Origin of the sequence: Enterococcus sp. DIV0876 (genome assembly GCF_050529585.1) — a bacterium.
In the GTDB taxonomy this organism is placed as follows: domain Bacteria; phylum Bacillota; class Bacilli; order Lactobacillales; family Enterococcaceae; genus Enterococcus_D.
On the sequence record NZ_CP172882.1, the window covers coordinates 2,585,495 to 2,606,725 of the forward strand.

At 40.2% G+C, this 21,231-nt stretch carries 14 protein-coding genes; 3 read left to right on the forward strand and 11 right to left on the reverse strand.

Annotation, left to right across the window (positions count from 1 at the left end):
* Positions 1-203 precede the first annotated feature (203 nt).
* Both IGI41_RS12280 and IGI41_RS12285 read left to right on the forward strand, forming a co-directional pair.
* Complete coding sequence (locus tag IGI41_RS12280; RefSeq protein WP_430610056.1) at positions 204-809, forward strand: YesL family protein; 606 nt, start codon at positions 204-206, stop codon at positions 807-809.
* Entirely contained in the window at positions 806-2,593 is a 1,788-nt protein-coding gene (locus IGI41_RS12285; RefSeq protein WP_430610057.1) for a sensor histidine kinase, read from the forward strand. The genes IGI41_RS12280 and IGI41_RS12285 overlap by 4 nt, the downstream gene beginning before the upstream one ends.
* 65 nt (positions 2,594-2,658) lie before the next feature.
* Here IGI41_RS12285 and IGI41_RS12290 read toward each other — a convergent pair whose 3' ends face one another.
* From IGI41_RS12290 to xylB, 7 genes are all read right to left on the reverse strand, one after another.
* A complete protein-coding gene (locus tag IGI41_RS12290) occupies positions 2,659-4,104 on the reverse strand; it encodes a family 43 glycosylhydrolase (protein ID WP_430610058.1) in 1,446 nt (481 codons plus the stop codon).
* A gap of 6 nt (positions 4,105-4,110) precedes the next feature.
* Positions 4,111-6,381 carry an alpha-xylosidase gene (gene yicI / locus IGI41_RS12295; RefSeq protein ID WP_430610059.1) on the reverse strand — a complete coding sequence of 757 codons (2,271 nt, stop codon included), beginning with the start codon at positions 6,379-6,381 and terminating at the stop codon, positions 4,111-4,113.
* A complete protein-coding gene (locus IGI41_RS12300) occupies positions 6,378-7,277 on the reverse strand; it encodes an ROK family protein (protein ID WP_430610060.1) in 900 nt (299 codons plus the stop codon). The genes yicI and IGI41_RS12300 overlap by 4 nt, the downstream gene beginning before the upstream one ends.
* A 134-nt stretch (positions 7,278-7,411) precedes the next feature.
* Complete coding sequence (locus IGI41_RS12305; RefSeq protein WP_430610061.1) at positions 7,412-8,821, reverse strand: response regulator transcription factor; 1,410 nt, start codon at positions 8,819-8,821, stop codon at positions 7,412-7,414.
* A gap of 35 nt (positions 8,822-8,856) precedes the next feature.
* Positions 8,857-10,323: a glycoside hydrolase family 1 protein gene (locus tag IGI41_RS12310; protein WP_430610062.1), complete on the reverse strand. Its 1,467-nt coding sequence runs from the start codon at positions 10,321-10,323 to the stop codon at positions 8,857-8,859.
* A gap of 140 nt (positions 10,324-10,463) precedes the next feature.
* Entirely contained in the window at positions 10,464-11,771 is a 1,308-nt protein-coding gene (xylA, locus tag IGI41_RS12315) for a xylose isomerase (protein WP_430610063.1), read from the reverse strand.
* Between the two features lie 90 nt (positions 11,772-11,861).
* Positions 11,862-13,361, reverse strand: a complete 1,500-nt coding sequence (gene xylB, locus IGI41_RS12320; protein WP_430610064.1) for a xylulokinase — start codon at positions 13,359-13,361, stop codon at positions 11,862-11,864.
* A 254-nt stretch (positions 13,362-13,615) separates the two neighbouring features.
* On the opposite strand from xylB, the gene IGI41_RS12325 reads away from it, so the two are divergent.
* Complete coding sequence (locus tag IGI41_RS12325; RefSeq protein ID WP_430610065.1) at positions 13,616-14,794, forward strand: ROK family protein; 1,179 nt, start codon at positions 13,616-13,618, stop codon at positions 14,792-14,794.
* Positions 14,795-15,038: 244 nt separating this feature from the next.
* On the opposite strand, the gene IGI41_RS12330 is transcribed toward IGI41_RS12325, so the two are convergent.
* From IGI41_RS12330 to IGI41_RS12345, 4 genes are read right to left on the reverse strand one after another with little or no spacing between them, the layout of a single operon-like run.
* Positions 15,039-16,427: a glycoside hydrolase family 1 protein gene (locus IGI41_RS12330; RefSeq protein WP_430610066.1), complete on the reverse strand. Its 1,389-nt coding sequence runs from the start codon at positions 16,425-16,427 to the stop codon at positions 15,039-15,041.
* A gap of 14 nt (positions 16,428-16,441) precedes the next feature.
* A complete protein-coding gene (locus IGI41_RS12335) occupies positions 16,442-17,416 on the reverse strand; it encodes a LacI family DNA-binding transcriptional regulator (RefSeq protein ID WP_430610067.1) in 975 nt (324 codons plus the stop codon).
* Between the two features lie 15 nt (positions 17,417-17,431).
* Positions 17,432-19,723: a glycoside hydrolase family 3 C-terminal domain-containing protein gene (locus IGI41_RS12340; RefSeq protein ID WP_430610068.1), complete on the reverse strand. Its 2,292-nt coding sequence runs from the start codon at positions 19,721-19,723 to the stop codon at positions 17,432-17,434.
* Positions 19,716-21,047, reverse strand: coding sequence for a PTS sugar transporter subunit IIC (locus tag IGI41_RS12345; RefSeq protein ID WP_430610069.1), 1,332 nt, complete (start codon positions 21,045-21,047; stop codon positions 19,716-19,718). Before IGI41_RS12345 ends, IGI41_RS12340 begins: the two co-directional genes overlap by 8 nt.
* Between the last annotated feature and the right edge of the window lie 184 nt (positions 21,048-21,231).

The window sequence follows — 21,231 nt, forward strand, 5'->3', positions numbered from 1 at the left end:
TTTTCAATACTAGCACCTGAAATCCTATTTGCCACCCGTTAAAAATAGAGGTCAATCCGTAAATTTTAGACTTCATTTTTTCCTTATCGGCGGTAAACGTTGATTTAACAGCATTTATTGGTCAAACATTTTTTTGATAAGGCTTTCAATATTTTACTTTTGCGCGTAATATAGGAATATATTCATACTTGGGAGGAATCAACATGAAATACAATCCTGATGGTCAACTATACAAAGTAACGACCGTATTTTCTCATTTTACTTTATTGAACATCCTTTATCTTATCAGTTGCCTACCTATTTTTACGATCGGTGCCGCTACATCGGCTCTCTATGAAGTCACCATTCGCTACGCAGACGATGAAGGAGGCGAATTGATAGCTGGTTACATTCGCGCATTACGTACAAACTTTGTCAAAGCAACGGGCAGCTTTCTTTTGCTTCTACTACCTATGATTGCTTTGTTATATAGTAGTGTATTTTGGTTTTCTGCCCAAACCATTCTTGCCAGTATTTTTGCGGTTCTTTTAATTGCCGTAGCCGTTTATCTATTTATCGTTCTTGTCTATTGCCTTGCATTGATCGGGCGGTATGAGAACAGCTTCAAAAATACGTTAAAAAATGCATTTCTTTTGCCGTTGACAGATCCAGTGCGTTCATTAGGCCTTGCACTGATACCTATCACAGCCTTCTGCTTGGTTGTTTTATTTCCAATATTTAAAATTCTCTTGCTGATTTTCGGCTTTTCATTTGTTATATACTGCAGCTCATTTCTATTGCTCTCTGTTTTTCGCAAACAACACGTATGAAAAGAATCAAGCATCTCTCACTTTTTCGTCGGTTGAGTCAATTTTCTATTCGACGTCAATTATTCATTCTTTATTTACCCGTTGTCTTTTTATCAACCGTCACAATTGGTTTATTGCTGGTATATGATTCTACTAAGCAATTGACTGGTAATTATCAGCATTTATCTGAATTAAATGCACAACGTGTCAAATCAGTGCTTTTTGATACAACCAATACTTTGACGAATACAGCAAGTTCACTATCAAATGACACACACTTACGGCAGTTTTTAACCACTGCCTATGACAATGATCTAGAGGCGATTGCAGATATAAACGGATATGATCAATTGGATGAAATCAAAAGGTTGCAAACATCCATTGCGAAATTAACGATTTATACAACCAACCCAACGATTCCCAATTACAAATATTTTCAACAAGTCGATCCATCTATTCAAGAAACTGTTTGGTATCAACGCGCAATCACACAACCAGACTCTTTTTTGATGACCATGCCTGCTGAAAACAAAGCCAATCGTTTGAGTCTTTATAAAACATTGCCGCTGCCTTTATCGAAAGAAACAGCTATTTTGGAACTCCAACTGGATTATAACTATCTCAGTAATCGACTGCGTAATTCATCTTATGAATTAGAGTTGCAATTAAATGATGACGTTATTTTTTATAGCGATTCTATCAATCAAGTTGGTGAAGCAGGCCAGTTCACTCAACTATCTGATTTACAGCCTGCACCTTCATTTTTAACAAGTGACCAAGATAAAGTGCTGCTCACCAAGCGTACATTGACTATGAGCAACAAAGAAGATGTAATCACGATCTATTCTGCTGATACAAATGCTTACCGTAACCTTCAGGCCAACCTTATCCGTTGGAGCACAATCGTCTTAGTGATATTAATAGCTACTTTTATCATTGTGTATCTCTTTGCACGCTTCTTTACCAAACGGATCTCCCAATTGCAACAGGCCGTTTATTTTGCAGCAATCGAAGATTATGACTTTTTTCAAAATATCAGCGGCGAAGATGAGATTTCGCAAATTTCACTTGATTTCCATAAGATTATCCAACGTATCAAGAAAAATGAAGAGGAAATTTATCGTGGGCGATTGACCCAACAAGAATTACTGAATCAGCAGCAACAAATGGAATTCAATATTTTGGCAGGCCAGATCAATCCCCACTTTTTATTCAACACACTAGAAACAATCAGAATGATGGCATTAACCTCAGGTAATTCCGATGTCGTCTATGCAATCAAGTTACTAGCAAAATCAATGCGTTATACATTAGAAGCCCACGGGACCAAATTGACTAGTTTAGAGGAGTCCTTAGATGCTATCCATGTGTACGTAAAAATACAGCGCATGCGTTTTGGTGATCGCGTCAACTTCTCTTATTCCGTCTCCAATGAGATCAATCAAAAAGAAGTACAGATTTTGCCGCTTTTGATTCAACCACTTGTAGAAAATGCCATATCACATGGGTTAGAGGGGCTTACCTATCCCGGCTTCGTCCGTTTGACGATAACCAAAGACCACCACGATTTGGTCATCACTGTTCAAGATAATGGCAGTGGCATACCTGCCGATAGATTGGCCCGACTACAGGAAAGAATCGAAATACCGTCTACGCATGCCAAACAGAATATTGGCCTAGCCAATGTCAACCATCGGGTCAAAATGTTTTATGGTCCTACTTACGGATTGACGATCGAAAGTGTCATTGGCAGCGGTACCCAAGTGACCTTACGTATCCATGATTTAATTAATGACAAAGAATAATCAAAGCATCAAGCACCCATTCCCTCTTCAATCTGAGGAAATGGGTGCTTTTGTGTATCCTTTTATTAAAATCCTTGTACGACAACTGTTTGTTGAGACAGCTGAGAACGCGCATAACAGCCTACCATGATCCCCGTAAAGACACCACCGACTTCGGTCGTCAAATACTTTGTTTCTCCACTGCCGAGACACTGTATCTGGCCTTGGTCATTGATAAAATAGAAACGGTAAGATGTTTTGTCAGAAACAACGCCTAAAGTGACCGTCGATTTTGTATAGGGCACTTCCTGCTCAACTTTCCATAACGAACCAATCTGTCTACGAAAAACCAGGTATTGGCCTTGTTGTTTTGATTCAAAAAACAAATCATAATGGTGGGTTGGATTCAAAAAAACTGTGATTCCTGCTTCACCAGCGGTGAGTGCCGTACAATCAAACGTTGCCTCAAACTGCTGATCAAACGTTGTTTGACGTTGAAAAACAGCGGCTAGATTTTTTTGGTCAGACAGGCCCACCGAGTTAGGTTTGAAAATGAATTTTTGTTCTACTTGTTCGATCAACACAGGATCCCACGCAAACAATGTCACATAATCAATCTTCTTTGCTGTCTTCAAAGAGTTGGTCTCTGGCACTGAAATGGTGATTGGCAGGTGGCCATCTTCACCAAATACCGGCCAATCACCTGACCAGTCAACCGGCAGCAAGCAGGTCTCTCGCCCCAACAGATGCCGCAAAGGATAGCTGATCGGGCGCACAGCCAAGCAAACTGCCCACCAGTCGCCTTTCGTGTCTTGTACTAAATCAGCATGTCCAGCTGCTTGCAATGGCAGATTGGTACTGCGGTTGGTCATAACAGGATTATCAGGACATTCCTCGTAAGGTCCGATCAAGGATCGACTACGTGCCATCGTCAACATATGGCCATAAGAAGTACCGCCTTCAGAAATCAGTAAATAATAATACCCGTCTTTTTTGTAGAGATGCGGCCCTTCTGGATCTGCCGCTCCACTACCCGACCAAATATTTTTCCGAGGACCTAATACACCCGTCTCTAAATCAATGGTCCTGAGATAAATGTCTTTGTGTGTGCCTAAATAGTAGGTTTGGCCATCATCATCTGCAAAAATCGTTGGATCAATGCCTGGCGTATCCAACCATATCGGGTTAGACCATTCACCAGTGATATCATCCGTCCATAATAAGAAATTTCCCTCAGGACCATCGCTTTCTCCTACATTGGTACAGACAAGATAGAAACGGTCGTTGATATAGCGTAATGTGGGTGCATACAGTCCGAAAGCATTCGGATTACGGGTAGACAGTTTAAGCTGATCCGGTCGCGATAGCCCATGTCCAATCAACGTCCAATCCGCTAAATTCTGACTATGATAAATCGGCAAACCTGGGAAATATTCAAAGGTACTGGTCACCAAATAATAATCTGAGCCAACGCGACAAATACTTGGATCTGGATGAAAACCTGGCAAAATGGGATTGGTTATCTTAGGCATCGTCTGCTAGGCCTCCTCTATGATCGCTTTTGCAGAAGTCAACTGATGGGTTGTTTCACCCTCGATCGTATGGATGCGCAAGATTGCTTCTTCGATCCCAGTTAATTCAACATGTAACTGAGCGTCTTCTTTTTTCACCTTCACACTGCCTATCAAGCTGCCGTGATGGTCGTAAATCTCAGCAGCAGTGTCTTCTTGCGGATCAAAGAGATGAATCGTCGGATTTTGCGCATAGTCATAGACTGCTTTTGTCTGTTGGAAGCCTTCGATAATGATATGACTAGGCCGCACCAATAACGGCAAGTGGAAGTAGTCATATGTTTCTTGGTACCAACGGCCGCCTTCATACGCCTTACCAGATAAATAATCGATCCAATACCCTTTGGTATCGGGCACATAAAAAGAAACAGTTCCTTGATCATTAAAAATCGGTGCTACCAAAAGATGCTCTCCTAGCATATATTGACGATCCAAATGATGGGTCATCTGATCTTCGGGAAATTCTAAGACCATCGCCCGCATCATCGGAAGACCGGTCTTGGCGGTCAATACAGATTGTGTTTGCAAGTAAGGCATCAATGATAGTTTTAATTTGGTAAAGGCTTTGGACACAGCAACTGCTTCTTCATCGTAGACCCAAGGCACTTTGTATTCCCAACTGCCATGATAACGACTATGCGAAGACAATAAACCAAATTGGGTCCATCTTTTATATAGATCTGGTGTTGCCCCGGCTTCAAAACCAGATATATCATGACTCCAATAACCAAATCCACTCATACCAAAGGACAAACCTGCACGCAGTGATTCAGCCATTGACGGATAATCTGAGGTACTGTCGCCGCCCCAATGGACTGGCAATCGTTGCGAACCGACGGAAGCTGCTCGAGCAAAAACAATTGCTTCAGAGGCGCCTTTGACTTCTTTTAACAAATCAAACACAACTTTGTTGTATAAGTAAGCATAATAATTGTGCATCTTTTCTGGGTCAGAACCGTCAAAGTACACCGCATCCGTAGGGATCCGCTCACCAAAATCGGTCTTAAAACAATCAACGCCCATATCTAATAAGGTAGTTAGTTTGCTTTTGTACCAAGCAACTGCTTCAGGGTTCGTAAAATCTACTATTGCCAAACCAGCCTGCCATTTATCCCATTGCCATATATCGCCATTCTCGCGTTTCAAAAAATAACCGTTAGCCATTCCTTCGTCAAAGAGCGGCGACTTTTGTCCAATATAAGGATTGATCCAGACACAGATTTTTAGTCCTTTGTCTTTCAAACGTTGCAGCATTTTTTCGGGTTCTGGAAAGGTCCTCTCATCCCAAGTAAAATTGCACCACTCATACTCTTTCATCCACAAGCAGTCGAAATGAAACACCTCTAGCGGGATGTCGCGTTCTGCCATTCCATCCACAAATGCAGTGACCGTCTGTTCGTCATAATCAGTCAAGAAAGATGTACTTAACCATAGGCCGAAAGACCAGGCAGGGGGCAAAGCGGGTTTACCAGTCAGATCCGTATACCGTTGAATGACTTGTTTCAAATCATCACCAGCAATCACAAAATATTGCAATGATTGCCCAGGGTTGCTGAACTGAACACGAGAAACTTTTTCACTGCCGACTTCAAATTGGACACGATCTGGTGAATTGACGAATACACCATATCCTTTGTTGCTTAAATAAAAAGGAATATTTTTATAGGCTTGTTCAGTTCCCGTTCCGCCATCGGCGTTCCAAATATCCACACTTTGACCGTTTTTCACAAAGTTCGTGAAACGTTCACCTAAACCATAAATTGTCTCGCCGACATCTAATGTCAACTGTTCGCTGATGTGTGTGTGTGCTTGCGGATCGATTACCAGCGCTTTGCTGCGGGGCTTGCTTTGTGTAATCAATTGCTCTTTATAATAAAAATCAGCTGTGATGTTTTCACCTTTCGTAATGACCACCTGTAGGTCGCCAGAACGAAACACATACGATCCTTCGTCTTCTGAAATGTCCGGTGTGATTGCTTCTGTTGTTAATTCAAACTCAGGCGTTTTGGCTTGTACGCCTTTGTAATTATAAAGGGTAACGCCGATAATATTTCTTCTAGGTGTAGTGACTTCCATTGTTAAAAGTCCGCCATCAAGTGTGGCTCCTTTATGCCCAACATAGCTATAAGGTAAGTATAAGACCAGTTTGTTCTCTTCTTTGCGGGCATCATACACATGGACCGCAAACTTTACATCAAATCCTTCGCGGAATAACCAGCCGCCATCTGAAAATTTCATTTTTTTCCTCCTTGTTCAATTAATGTTAAAGCCCCCAATAAGCCAGAATCGTTATGATAATGACATGTTTCAATTGGTACTTGAAAATCCGCCCAATGGGGGTTTTCTTTGATTGCTTGATTAATAATGGGTAAGAGATCGGTATTTTGGCTAATACCGCCGCCAATCAAGATCTTTTCGGGATTGATCGTCACAGCCAAATTATAGATGGCTAATGCGACATAATGCGCCCACTGCCTCACAACCAGTTGTGTCTCAGGATCTTTGCGCCATTGCGCCATGATTGTCTCACCTAAAATCTCTTCTGATTCAGCAATCTTTTTTTTTCGCCGATATGCATCGATCAGACCTCTGGTTGATGCCAAATCATGTAAAGTCGCAAAAGAGGAGGCTTGAAAATCTGTGATCATCATCCCAAATTCACCTGCTCGAAATCCATTTCCGTGGATCAGTTGTCGTTGATGAACGATCGCACCACCCATACCAGTACCTAAGGTGAGCATCACGAAATCTTGTACATGTGTGGCGTTCCCCGAAGAAAGTTCTGCTAAGGCAGCACATCTGGCATCATTTTCGATCCATATAGGGTAAGGCTTCGCCAAACGCGCCTTTAATTCTTTGATCACGTGACAACCGTGCAGTGATTCAAGGGCGCCTGCCATGATCGCAATGCCATTGGTCGTATCAATGAAGCCTGGAAAACTCAGCCCAATCCCTTCGATTGATGCATCTTGTTCAACTTCAGTGATTTTGGCAGTTAAGATATCAAAAAATTCTGCACGGGTATTATTCGGTGTTTTCATTTTGCCGCGTGTCAGCCATTGATTCTCTTCAGTGAACACGCCATATTTGATATAGGTTCCACCTACATCAAAGCACAAGCGGACATTTTCCATTCATCCTCCTCCGTTCAAAAAGCGCTTACAGTTTCATCTAAATTATATAAAAGAAAAAAAAGAAAACCTACCAAGCAATTTAGTCATCGTTACCCTAAAAAATAGATGTCCGAAAATTTCGGACATCTCATAGATTATTCATTTTTTCGAAATTCATTCGGCGACACATGATGGTATTGCTTGAATTTTTTGTAGAAATAATCAACATTGCTATAGCCCACCAACTCCGCCACTTCATAGACCATTAGATTGGAATGGCGCAAAATTTCTACAGCTTTTTCCATGCGTACTTTATCTAAAAAAGCCAGATAGTTCATCCCAGTCTCTCTGCGAAATTTTTTGCCTAAGTATGCACTATTATAGTTGAAATGCTCGCCAATGTTTTTTAATGTCAAATCTTCTTTATAGTGCTTTTTGGTGTATTGGATCAGCTCATTAATAATATCGATTTGATTCAAATTGCTCGCAATCGTTGCTTGCCACTGTTTTAATTTCTCAGAAATGACTGCTTGCAACATAGGGAACGTTTGTGCCAAAAAAATTTGCTGATGCAATTCATCGGCCGACCACTCCACATCTAATGCTACTTTCTCTTGGATTTGATGATGCATCCATTCGATATCTCCATTGATTTGCCATTTGATTTCTTCTTCTAAAGCTAAAGACTGATAAAATGATTGATAATAATCCGTGATCAACGCTTGCAAAGGTTGATTCGTGAGAAGTGCAGTAACTAACTCCTCTCGTATCTGCAGACGATTTTGACCTTCATGATCCGTCTCAAGGACATGATGCGAAATCACTTGATTGGGATACAAGAAAATCAATTTGCTCAATGTCTGAATATCGACCATCAATGACTTGAGGTTATCTTGTGCCAAAAACCAGCGTGATATCAATACTTCTTCTGTCTTCATCAACTTACAGCACCATTTGTCGATCTCCTCATCAGGAAAGCGTTCCTCGTTCAAAAGGACCAGATATTGGTGATGACGATGGATCAATGGTATCGCTTGTGTGACCTGTTCAGATAATTTTTCAAACAATTTTCGGCCATTGGCTTCTTCTGGTACGCGCAATAGTTTGATAAATTGTGCCTGTTTGACACCAGTTTTATCCCCGCCAAACAACTTATCCATCAATTGATTCTTTTGATTTTTCTGATGATCCGTTTTCGCCTTTTGATCGATTTTTGTCAGAATATCGATCAGTTCTTCTTCATCGATCGGCTTTAGTAAATAGGTGACCGCACCAAGTTGTAAAGCCTGTTTCGCATACTCAAAATCTGAATAGCCTGATAAAATAATTGCATAAAATAAGAGCCCTTCTGCAATTGCTGCCTGAACCATTTCTAATCCATTCTTACCAGGCATTTTGATATCCGCGATGACAACATCCGGTTTTAGTGCCCGAATTTTTTCCAACCCAACTTCCCCGTTTTCAGCAGAATCAATAATCTGATAGCCTAAGCTTTCCCAATCGATGATCATGGGTAGCCCGTTTCGAATCGAAGCTTCATCATCAACGATCAAAACTTGACGCATCTTTCCACCTCCATGTTCATTTACTCCTCAATTCTTTAGGTATGACTGTTCAAACTGGCGCCATTTGTTCTTATCACTTCTTGGTACCAATAGAAACTATCTTTTGGAATACGTTCTAACTGACGTTCACTTTGATTGTCACGATCGACGTACACAAATCCATACCGCTTTTGATACCCATTCAACCAACTCAATAAATCTGTAAATGACCACGCACAATAACCAAGGATCTCCACCCCATCTGTAAGCGCTTTTTGCACTTCAAGCAAATGTTCTTGCAGATAGGTAATGCGATATGGATCATGGATTTTCTTGTCTTTTGTCAACTGATCGATTGCTCCCAAACCGTTTTCTGTAATAAAGATCGGCAAGTCATAATTGGCTTGGATTCTTCTTAATGCCACACGGAAGCCAACTGGATCGATTTCCCATCCCCATTCTGTTTTCGTCAAGTTCGGATTTTCAGCAGTAGCAAACATAGTTTCTTCTGGCGAGAAGGCACCGTCAGCCGCTTGCATCAGGTATGGATCTACTTTAGAGAATGCTTTCTTTTCAGCGGGTTGTTTTTGGAAGTTGTTTTGCTGCGCCGTCCCACCATGGTAATAGTTAATGCCTAGAAAGTCGGGTTTAGCTGTTTTTAAGATTGCTTGATCTTCATCGGTCACAACTGGCGCGAGCCCAACTTTATCTAATTGCTTATAGACAAATTTAGGGTACACTCCTTTACAGTAGACATCTAAAAACCAGGAATTATTAAAAGCTTCACCATTTTCAGCTGCCAAAACATCTTCAGGATCGCAACTAAACGGATACATTGGTCCATACCCAAAACTTGGTCCGATTTTGCCATGGGGAACAAGTTCACGAAATAGATTGATTGCCTTCGCATTAGCAAGGTTGATGATATGGTTTGCAGCATACATGCGTTTGAGATCCTTTAATCCCGGTGGATGGGCTGCCCAACGATAGCCTAATGATGTGAACACATTTTGCTCATTCATAGTTACCCAATAGGTCACCTTTTCTCCTAAACGTTCATAAAGTGCGCGACAGTAACGTTCAAAAGCCGCCGCCGTTTCTCTACCTTCCCACCCTTGATATTTATCTTGCAAAGCTTGCGGCAAATCCCAATGATAAAGCGTTAATATTGGTTCGATCCCATGCTGCAATAATTCATCCACCAAATTTTCATAAAAATCGAGTCCTGCTTCGTTGACTTGTCCCTCACCATCAGGGAAGATACGTGACCACGCCACGCTAAAGCGATATGCTTTCAACCCCATTTGTTTCATTAAAGCAACGTCTTCTTTGTAACGGTGGTAATGATCTATCGCCACTCTACCATCCGTTTCTTCGAAAGTGTTGCCAGGTATTTGTGCGTAGGTATCCCAAATTGAGGGTCCTTTGCCATCTGTTGCCCACGCCCCTTCAATTTGATAGGCTGCTGAGGCTGCTCCCCATAAAAAATCCTTTGGAAAAGGGTCTAGTTCTGTATGAAACATTCAGTTTCCTCCTTCATTTCCAGCACCGGAATAAACCGGTTACATTTAATCGTATCATAGTTTGACTCTTTTAGGATAGTGATTTTTCACGACTTTCTTTAGGTGAAAAAACTGCCGTTCCTAAGAACGACAGTTAACCATTAGAACAAATAATCATTCAATCGGGATTTCACATATTCGATATGGCTAGATTCTAATTCAATTTGATCATGATCTAAAGCATACGCTGTGAGAGATTCTAAATCTTCTTTATCTGCCAAAATAGCTGAACCAATACCTTCGTGGAAAGAAGCATAACGTTTTTCTTTTAATTCATCTAAGAAACGATCTTCTTTCAGTTTTGCTGCCGCTTTTAATGCGCGGGCATACGTATCCATACCAGCGATATGTGCCAACAGCAAATCTTCCATCTCAAAAGATGAGCGGCGAACTTTCGAATCGAAGTTGATCCCGCCAGGAGCGATCCCGCCATTTTCTAATACTTCGTACAACGCTAATGTTGAATCAAAGACATTTGTCGGAAATTCATCCGTATCCCAACCTAACAGCATATCTCCTTGGTTGGCATCAAGCGATCCTAATGCGTCATAACTGCGGGCAACTGCAATTTCATGTTCAAAAGTATGACCTGCCAATGTCGCATGGTTTGCTTCTAAATTCAATTTAAAGTCACCTTCAAGCCCGTAGTGTTGAATAAAGGCCATTGTTGTGGCTGCATCAAAGTCATATTGATGTTTTGACGGCTCTTTCGGTTTTGGTTCTAATAAAAATTGTGGTTTATGACCGATCTTCTCTCCATAAGCAATCGCCATTTTAAATAAGCGGGCAATGTTGTCTTGTTCAAATTTCATATCGGTATTCAATAAGGTTTCATATCCTTCTCGTCCACCCCAGAAGACATAGTTTTCGCCGCCCAATTTTTTTGAGATATCCAACCCTTTTTTGACTTGCGCAGCTGCATATGCATATACCTCAGCATTATTGGTTGACGCTGCGCCATTGTTAAAACGTGGGTGTGAAAACATATTCGCTGTATTCCATAATAATTTAATGCCTGTTTGATCCATTTTTTCTTTGATCAAATCGGTGATTTCATCTAAGTTTTGGAAAAACTCTTCCAAAGTATCTCCTGATGGTGCAACATCGACATCATGGAAACAAAAGAATTCTGCCCCCAATTTTTCACAAATCTCGAAGAATGCTTCTACACGATTTTTCGCTGTGTCCATCTCAGTTTCACCGATCCACGTCCGCTTATTCACCGGTGCGCCAAAGGGATCAGAACCATCTTGAGTCATTGTGTGCCAATAAGCAATCGCGAAACGAAGATGATCTTTCATTTTTTTGCCTAAGACGACTTCTTCTGCATCATAATGGCGAAATGCAAACATATTCTCTGTTGTGGGACCTTCATATTGGATTTTTTCGATTTCTGGGAAATAAGTCATTTGTGTTACCTCCATTTTTATTTTTTAGTGTAACAAACTAACTAACTTAAGTTGTGTGATATAATTCAAGTTCTTGCAAAATTTGGGCTATTATTCATTAATTTGAGCAAGGGCATAACAGATTGGTGCAGTTTGCGAATAAACCGTGCGATAGATGTCATAAATTTGTTGATATTTTATGACATTTTCAGGGATTGGCTTTATGACTTTCCCATATTTAACGAAAGATTTTACACAAGACGCTGCATCTGGATATATGCCGCTACCAATAGCGACTAACATGGCTGCCCCCATTCCAGGTCCTTGCTCCGTCGTTAGTGTGAGCATTTCTGCATTAAAAATATCCGCTTGCATTTGTAACCAGTCATCATTTTTGGCGCCGCCTCCTACTGAAATGATGCGAGAGAAATTACGATGGGCTCGCTCTTCCATAATCATTTGAGAATCTTTCAAAGAGAAGGTGATCCCTTCTAAAACAGCTCGACTAAAGTGTTTGGCACGATGTCTAGTATCGATGCCAATAAAGCTTCCTCTAATTTGGCTATCAGTATACGGGGTACGTTCTCCCACAATATATGGCGTAAATAGTAGACCTTCTGACCCAGGCTTCACTTCGCTGATTTCTCTCAACAACTCAGGAAATTCTTGGTGTGGTGCAAAAGTGTCACGGTACCAACTCAATGAATTTCCTGCAGCTAAGGTGACACCCATTGAGTACAACTTGTCTGTAACTGCATGACAGAATAGGTGTAAATCGCCCTGATAATCAACATCCTGCGCTTCCTCAAAGGATAAGAAGACACCACTGGTCCCGATGGATACCATACCGATACCTTCTGCAATAATTCCTGATCCTAATGCCGCACAGGCATTATCTGCTCCGCCTGCATAAATCGTTATCTCTTGTTCAAACCCAAAAGCTTCTTGCAACTCAGTCCGCATCTTACCTACAGGTGCTGTCGATTCAAAAAGCGGTGGCAACACATCTGGGTCTATCGCAAACTTTTCCATGATTGATTCAGACCAGCGTTTATTTTCAATATCTAGCAGCAGCGTACCAGCCGCATCCGAGTAATCCATTGAATAGTTGCCAGTCAGCCAGAAAGCCAGATAGTCTTTTGGCAACATTAAATGACGGACTTGCTGCCAGTTTTCAGGCTCGTGTTCTTGTACCCACAAAATTTTGGGTAAAGTAAATCCTTCCAGAGCAATGTTTTTTGTGATTGCTTGTACTTCCTCCCCAAATGATGCCATGATTTGCTGACATTGTTTTGTGGTACGAACATCATTCCACAAGATTGCAGGACGGATCACTCGGTTCGCCTCATCCAATAAAACAAGACTATGCATTTGACCGGAAAAACTAATACCAATCAGTTCATTCTTCAATTGGGGAAGCTGTTGGATCAATGTATGAATCACTGTATCAGCTGCTTCTTGCCAGTGTATCGGCTCTTGCTCACTGAACCCAGGTTTAGGTGATGCCAGTGGATATTCTGAGCTTGCTGTTGCCTGTAGTTCTCCAGTTTGATCAAAAACTAAACCTTTTAATGCGCTTGTTCCTAAATCTAACCCTAAAAAATAAGCCATATCTTCTCTCCTTCCTCTATTTGATGCAATCAACCATTGATTTGCTAATCAGTTAATTAGCATTCAAAACTAACTAATTGGATAGTAAACGATTCTCGACGACATGTCAAGCGCTTTCAAAGATCCTTACGTATCTTTTTTCTCCAATAGTCCCATTTAACTCTGTCTCTTTTTCTTTTCTTCGTTCTTCAGCTTGCAGAATATTAATTTGCACGGTAAACTAACACTAATTACAACTACGAAGAGGAGAACAAATGATTATCAATAAAATGGGCATACGGGAACAAAATGAAGCGGCTGTATTAAAGACGATCATTGATAATGAACATATTTCGCGAGCTGAAGTTTCAAATTTGACCAATCTTAATAAAGCGTCTGTTTCTCAAATAACCAAAAAACTAATTGAAACAGATTTCGTCCGAGAAGTCGGCATCGGTGATTCGACTTCGATTGGTGGACGAAAACCAATTCAATTGCAATTTAATCATCGCAGCAGCTTAGCTGTGACTTTTGACATCGGTTATAACTATGTTCGGGGGATGCTTTCTTATATCAATGGAGAAATGATTGCTTCGGCCGATCACTCCAATGAATTGATTACAAAAGAAAATGTGCTGGCAACGATCGATGCAATGATGAAAAAATTCTGGTCACAAATGCCGAAAACCCCGCATGGCTTAGTCGGAATCTGTCTTGCGATCCATGGCATCGTACACAATAGAAACATTTCCTTTACACCTTACTATGACTTGGAAAACTTTGACCTGATTACCCCTCTCAGCCAAAAATACAATACTGATGTTTATATTGAGAACGAAGCCAATTTAACTGCTTTAGGCGAATATTGTTTTTCTTCTGATTCAGTAAATTTATTGAGCGTCAGCGTCCATAGCGGCATAGGTGTCGGGATCATCGTTAATGGTCAATTGCAAACCGGTACCCACGGCATGGCTGGAGAAGTTGGCCATTCTACGCTATTTCCTCACGGCAATTTGTGTCCTTGCGGCAATCGAGGTTGTTTAGAGCAGTATGCCTCAAATAAAGTATTATTTGATACATATGGTCAATATACAAAAACTAACGTTGTCAATTCTGATATTTTTGCAGAAGCCTATCATGCCGGAGAAAAAGCAGCAATCGAATTGGCACAACAGAATGTTGAATTTCTTAGTATTGGCTTGAATAACGTTATTACTTTTTCTGATCCGGAAGAAGTTTATATCAACAGTTCCGTTTATCGTAAAATTCCAAGTCTACTTCTCGCTCTACAACAAAAACTGACAAGCCAATTCACTAAAAACGCCAAAATCAAAAACAGTCCACTAGGTGACCAAGCCCCGTTGTTTGGCGGGACTGTACTAGTTGCGAAACACTTCTTAAATATCAATGATCTGCGCTTTGCATCGATTGATCTATCTAAAATAAATATTTGACCGGATCCTGGACTGAATACTTAGTCCAGGATTAAGCACTTCTACTACCCGTTTATTTCTCCCATAGTTTCCCTTCCCGCCATATACTTCGAAAGCGACAGATAAGCCCAACTATACCGGAATATGACTAAACCACGTATTTTAAAATTCCCTACGTTAAATAATCATTTTCATAAAAAGATCAACCACTATCAAAAAAAAAGCACTTTACACAATATATGCAAAATGCTTTTTCAATATATATTTAAAATCCATTTTTCTCGGATACTTGTTTAAACCAATATCCAGATTTTTTGATGGTTCGTTTCCGATTGTTTTCTAAATCAACCGAAATAAAGCCATATCGATTCTTATATGCGTTTGTCCACGACCAATTATCCATGCATGTCCACATATGATACCCCAAACAATTGGCACCTTCTTGAATCGCTTGATGCACATATCTCAAATGATCACGAACAAATTCAATACGGTAATCATCATGGATCATACCATCTTCACCTAAGAAGCGGGACTCATTTTCAACACCCATCCCATTCTCAGAAATAAAACATGGAAGATTGCCATAGTTATCACGTACATTGCTCAAAATATCATAAATACCTTTTTCATAAATCTCCCACCCACGATATGGATTCATTTTTTTCCCAGGCATATCATAAATATCGAAATAATCTTCTGGCATTGGGGCAGCATTTTGATCAACAGCTGATTCCTTTGCTTTGATTCGCCGTGGCTGATAATAGTTGATTCCTAGTAAATCGATTGTATTATTTTGAATAACCGCTAAATCATTCTCCTGCATTTTAGGTACTATAGATAATTCTTTCAAAATTTTGACCAACTCTTCAGGGAATGTTCCTTTCACAGCCGGATCCAAAAAGGAGCGATTGAAAAAGGCATCGGCAATCTTTGCAGCGCAAACATCTTCCGGATTGTTGCTGTCTCTTGGATAACTTGGCGTCAAATTCAATATAATGCCAATTTCTCCTGAATGTCCCGACTCTCGATAGGCTTTGATTGCCAAAGCAGAAGCCAACGCTTCGTGAAAACCGACTTGTACAGCATGAGCTAAGTTGCTTTCTTCTGGGTAATGCAATTGATAAAGATAGCCTGCCTCAACAGGAACGATTGGTTCATTATGCGTAAACCACTTCTTCACCTTATCCCCAAACAACGCAAAACAGGTTTTTGCATATTCTACATAAGCATCGACAGTTTCACGGTTCAACCAGCCACCTTTAGCTTGTAATCCCATCGGCATATCAAAATGATACAGATTGACAAATGGCTCGATTCCATTGTTGATCAATTCATCAAAATAATGATTATAAAAAGCAACAGCTTGAGGATTGATCGCACCAACGCCATCTGGAATCAACCGACTCCATTGAATGGATGTTCTAAAAGAATTATGTCCCGTTTGAACCATGAGCTGAACGTCTTCTTTATATTTTTGATATACTTCAGATGCTTGATCAGGTCCGACTTGGTCAAAAAACTTCTCAGGCTCTTTTGAATACCAGTAATCGAATATATTCTCTCCTTTTCCATCTCCTGCTATACGTCCTTCAGTTTGCGGTCCGCTTGCTGCAGACCCCCACCAAAAATTTTCTGGAAATTGGACTTCCATTTTTCTGCCTCCTTCTAAAAACCCAATACTTTGTTTTCCATAACAATGATTTGCTTCTTCGCTACTTCAGTTATATCTGTTTTTTTGATTCTATCGAGTAGCAACTGAGCCGCTTTTTCCCCCATTTTTTCAGCAGGTGGATTGATTGTGACTTGCGGGAGCAAACTTTGATCTTCTTCCGATAGATAATCATAGTGACCAAAAGAAATATCCTTGCCGATAACCAATCCTTCTTGATTAAAACATGACAACGCACCAATCGACATATTATAATTACTCACAAAAATCGCTGTTGCTCCCCAATCTAACAACTGCTTTGCGCCATAATAACCACTTTTCCGTGTATAATCGCCGACAATTATTTCTAATTCCACTTGTGATTCAACTATCGCATTTTCAGCACCTAGCAAACGCTCCCGAGCCGTGTAATCTGATTGAGGCGCTGCAATATAGCCAATCTTTTTATGCCCGATCGATATATAATGCTCAATCACTTTTTGCACGCTTTGTCGGTCATCCAATAAAAGAACATCCGCAACGGCAGCGATATCAGGGCTATTCAGACAAACAATAGGTACATTGACTTGTGTCAGTTTCAAAATATCTGTCCATTCTTCCCCCGATAAGAAAACGATCAACCCATCCACGGCATGTTTCAATAAATATTCAATTTTCTCATCACTTTTTTTAGCGCTACTCGAAAAACCACTGAGCAATAAACTATAGCCATTTTCCTCAGCTACTTTTTCAATTCCAGAAACAACTTCGGAACCAAAACGGCTAGAAATACTATTCATCAACAACCCTATCGAGAAGCTGCGGTTGTTTTTTAAACCTTTGGCAATAATATTTTCTTGATAATCCAATGATTGAATAGCTTCAGCAATTTTTTCCATATTGGATTGCTTCAATTGCTGTCCATTCAAATAGCGTGACACCGTTCCGACAGAAACGCCCGCTCGTTGTGCGACATCCCTTATTGACGCCATAATGACCTACTCCTACTAATCAAGATCGATATCTATTATTACCTCTTCAATCATGATTTTAGCTTTTTTAGGATAATGCCAGCAATAATCAGCACCCATATAACGAAAATCCTCCAATGATAAGATAAAATCAAGTGTAGTCTCTTCGTTCGGTTCAAGAAAATCTTTACGAAATGCTTTTAACATTTTTGTACGTTGAATGACTGAACCATCTACCAATTTGACAAATAAAAGTGTGCTTACTTTCCCAGCAATACCTCCGCTATTTCTAACTTTAACGGATACTTCGAAATTGTCAATATTCTTACGACATTGGATGTTTTCATAAACAAATGAAGTATAACTCAATCCAGAACCAAAATCATGGAGTGGTCGGCCACTCATATCATAATAATGTTCTTGTTTCGAGGCATCCCGCTGATAATAATACACGGGAAGTTGTTGACTATTTTGGGGATACGAAACGCTTAATCGTCCGCTTGGATTATTTTTCCCAATCAATGTTTTGGCAATCGCACGTCCGCCTTCTTGCCCTGGAAACCAACCAATCAACACAGCATCTGAGTATGCTTCTACTAAGGTGATATCGTATGGGCGACCTTGAATGAGGATCGTTACAATCGGTTTATCTAGTTCTGCTATTTTTTTCAATAACTGTTCTTGTTTTCCACCCAATGAAAGTGAAGCAACATCAACATTTTCACCTGAATCCATATTGATTCCCTTTGAAGAAACGGCACCGTTTCTTAAGAATTCCATGTCAAAATTACGCGCACTAGAACCACCCAAAACCAAAAGAACAATATCTGATTTTTGTGCTATTTTTACAGCTTCATCAATTTTGGCTTCTTGTTGTTCTTCATTTCTAATTTCACAACCTTCTGCGTAGAGAATTTCCGATTGTTGCATCGTATCCTTTATTCCTTGTAAAATCGTTTTTTGTCTTTGCTCTTTTGTTTGAGGAGCGGAATAATCCCCCAACAGATGATACACATCATTTGCATTTGGACCAATCACAGCAATGGTCTTCCCATTAGGTGCTAGTGGTAGAATTCCATTATTTTTAATAAGCGTCAAACTTTCTTGGGCAACTTCTTCATTTAATTTTCGAGAAGCTGCAAGTAACGCCTCTCTAGAGGAATTAGGATCTTCAATAAAAGGATTTTCAAACAAACCAAGTAAAAACTTGATTGCTAATACACGACCTACAGCTTGATCTAAAGCATTCTCATCAATTACTCCGTTCAAGATTCCGGCTTCTATTTTCGTATATGTTTCATCCCATAAACTCAAATCAACTCCAGCTGCCAATGCTTGGCCAGCCGCTTCAACTTGATCTGAATAAACATCACTTAACCGATCCAGGGCAATTCCATCTGCCATAACAAGTCCTTGAAATCCGTTTTCATCTCGAAGTTGTTTTTCCAACAAGTTATGATTCACATGGCAAGGCACTCCATCAATATCATTGTATGCAGCCATCACACCAACTGCATTGCGGGCACTTTTTAAGAGTGGCGTATATACATCTGCAAATTCACGGTTGCCAATGGGCACAGTACCAGAATTGTGCCCACCCAGCGATTCGCCTTGCGCAATACAATGTTTTAAGACAACACCTATTTGGTCAGGTTGTTTATTGATTTCTACGACACTTTGATCCCAAAAATCAGTTTCGTCAGTAATCAAATGTCCTTGAAATCCGTTGATGATTGCTTCACTCATGCGTGCGCTCAGAATAGGATCTTCACCAAAACATTCTTCTGATCTTCCCCATCGTGGATCTTTCAGTAAATCTAATGTTGAAACTAATGCTAGATGCACACCCTTTGCTGCCAACTCTTGTGCCATCAAATGGCTTGTTTTTTCAATAAGGTCTAAATTAAATGTACTGCCTCGACCAATATTGGTCGGATAAGAAATACTTTCGAGACCTTGATGCCCATGTGGACATTCTTCCACAATCAATGCTGGAATTTTCCAACGAGAGTGCTGCAGCACATATGCTTGGATTTGATTTGTCACTTTCCAACTATCTTTGGCGGGAATCCCATTTTTATAGTCAACCTTTGACCATGGGTCCGCACGAAAAACGCCATACAGCGCGCCTAACCCTTGTCCCCATTGCACATGGTCTTTAAACTTTTCTGTCAGGGCGATAGTATCTTGGTGAGATTCATAACATTCCCAGCCATATAGATGTTGGTTTACCTGTCCAACTTTTTCACTCAAACTCATGCGGCCTAAAAGGTCTGTGACACGCTGACGAATCGTCTTATTTGGATCTTGATATGGATATTTAACCAAGTTGTTCCACTCCTTCGTGTCGGGCTTTATTAGCAGCTAAAACAAAAGGAACAAATAAAAAGATATCTAATACAATCAATAAGACTGTAAGAATAGCCGCCTTAATGTCTCCACCTGTTGCAATAAACGATTGAATAACTGGAGGTGTGATCCAAGGCGCTGCTGCCACTGTCTTCTCAATCAATCCCAGACTTGTTGCAAAATATGCAATGATCAAATTGATTGAAGGAATCAACGCACACGGAATCATAAAGATTGGATTCATTACCACAGGTAAGCCAAACATCACAGGCTCAGTAATATTGAATAAACAAGTGGTTAATCCGAATTTAGCAATTTGACGTTGTTCTTGTCGTTTAGACACCCATAAAATAGCAATGACTAATGGCAAAATGCACCCACCGCCGCCGATCAAACCGAAGGCATTTGTAAATGGCTCAGTGATGATATTAGGGATTTCTTTTCCCGCTGAAAAGGCATCCATATTTTCTTGGATCGATTGTAATAAAGGCGCTTGACGAATAGGTGCCAAAATACTAGAACCATGCATACCGAACACCCAAAGAAAATCAGAGAAAAATTGTAAGAACAAAATACCAGGTACCGATAAAACAAATGCTTTCAGCGGTGTTTGAATCGCTAACTCAATGAGACTTGGGAAATCCAAACCAGCTAATTTATCCAGTCCAAAAACAAAAAGGGCAAACAACAAAATCACTGCTGTTTCTGGAATCAAAGAATTAAAGGATGTAGCAACTGCTGGTGGTACACCATCCGGCATTTTTATTTTGATTCGTTTGATTTTCGCTAATTTCATAAAAAGTTCCGTGCCCAAAAGAGAAGCAATCATTGCTGTTGCTAGTCCAGACGAAGAGGTTAAACTTTGCAAAAAGACACCTGTAGCTTCGGCTGTACTTCCATCTGTTAATGTGACCATACTTTTAACAGGCATCAAAATAAACAAAACTGCAACACTCAAAACGCCCGCATGGACTGCGCTAAATGCTGGATCATTCATTTCTCCTGTACGAATGTAGTGATTGGCCAAATTCCAGCCAATATTATAGCAAACGACTACTGCCAAAATACTCATGGTGCCATTATTAACGATCGAAGCTAAATCAGCTAGATAACTAAGATCAATAAATTTTTGTACTGTAGCGTTAGAAAAAATCAATGCATTCAATAAGACCATGATCGATGCTGCCATTACAAGCGGCATCGTGATAATAAAACTGTCACGAATGGCTAATAAATGACGTTGACTGTTCATTTTTGACACAATCGGTAAAAGTTTTTCTGATAATTTGTCTACAAAACTCATGATAACATCTCCTCAAACTAAAATTGAACCGGTTCAATTTATTACTATAGCACTTTTTTTCTGGAATGCAATCTTTTTTTGAATACGGATACATAATTTTAAGACACACTTGATCAACTGTCGATTCCACACGTTCGATTCATTCGCTTATATTCTGTGCAATAGAAAAAAGCAATGAAGCTAA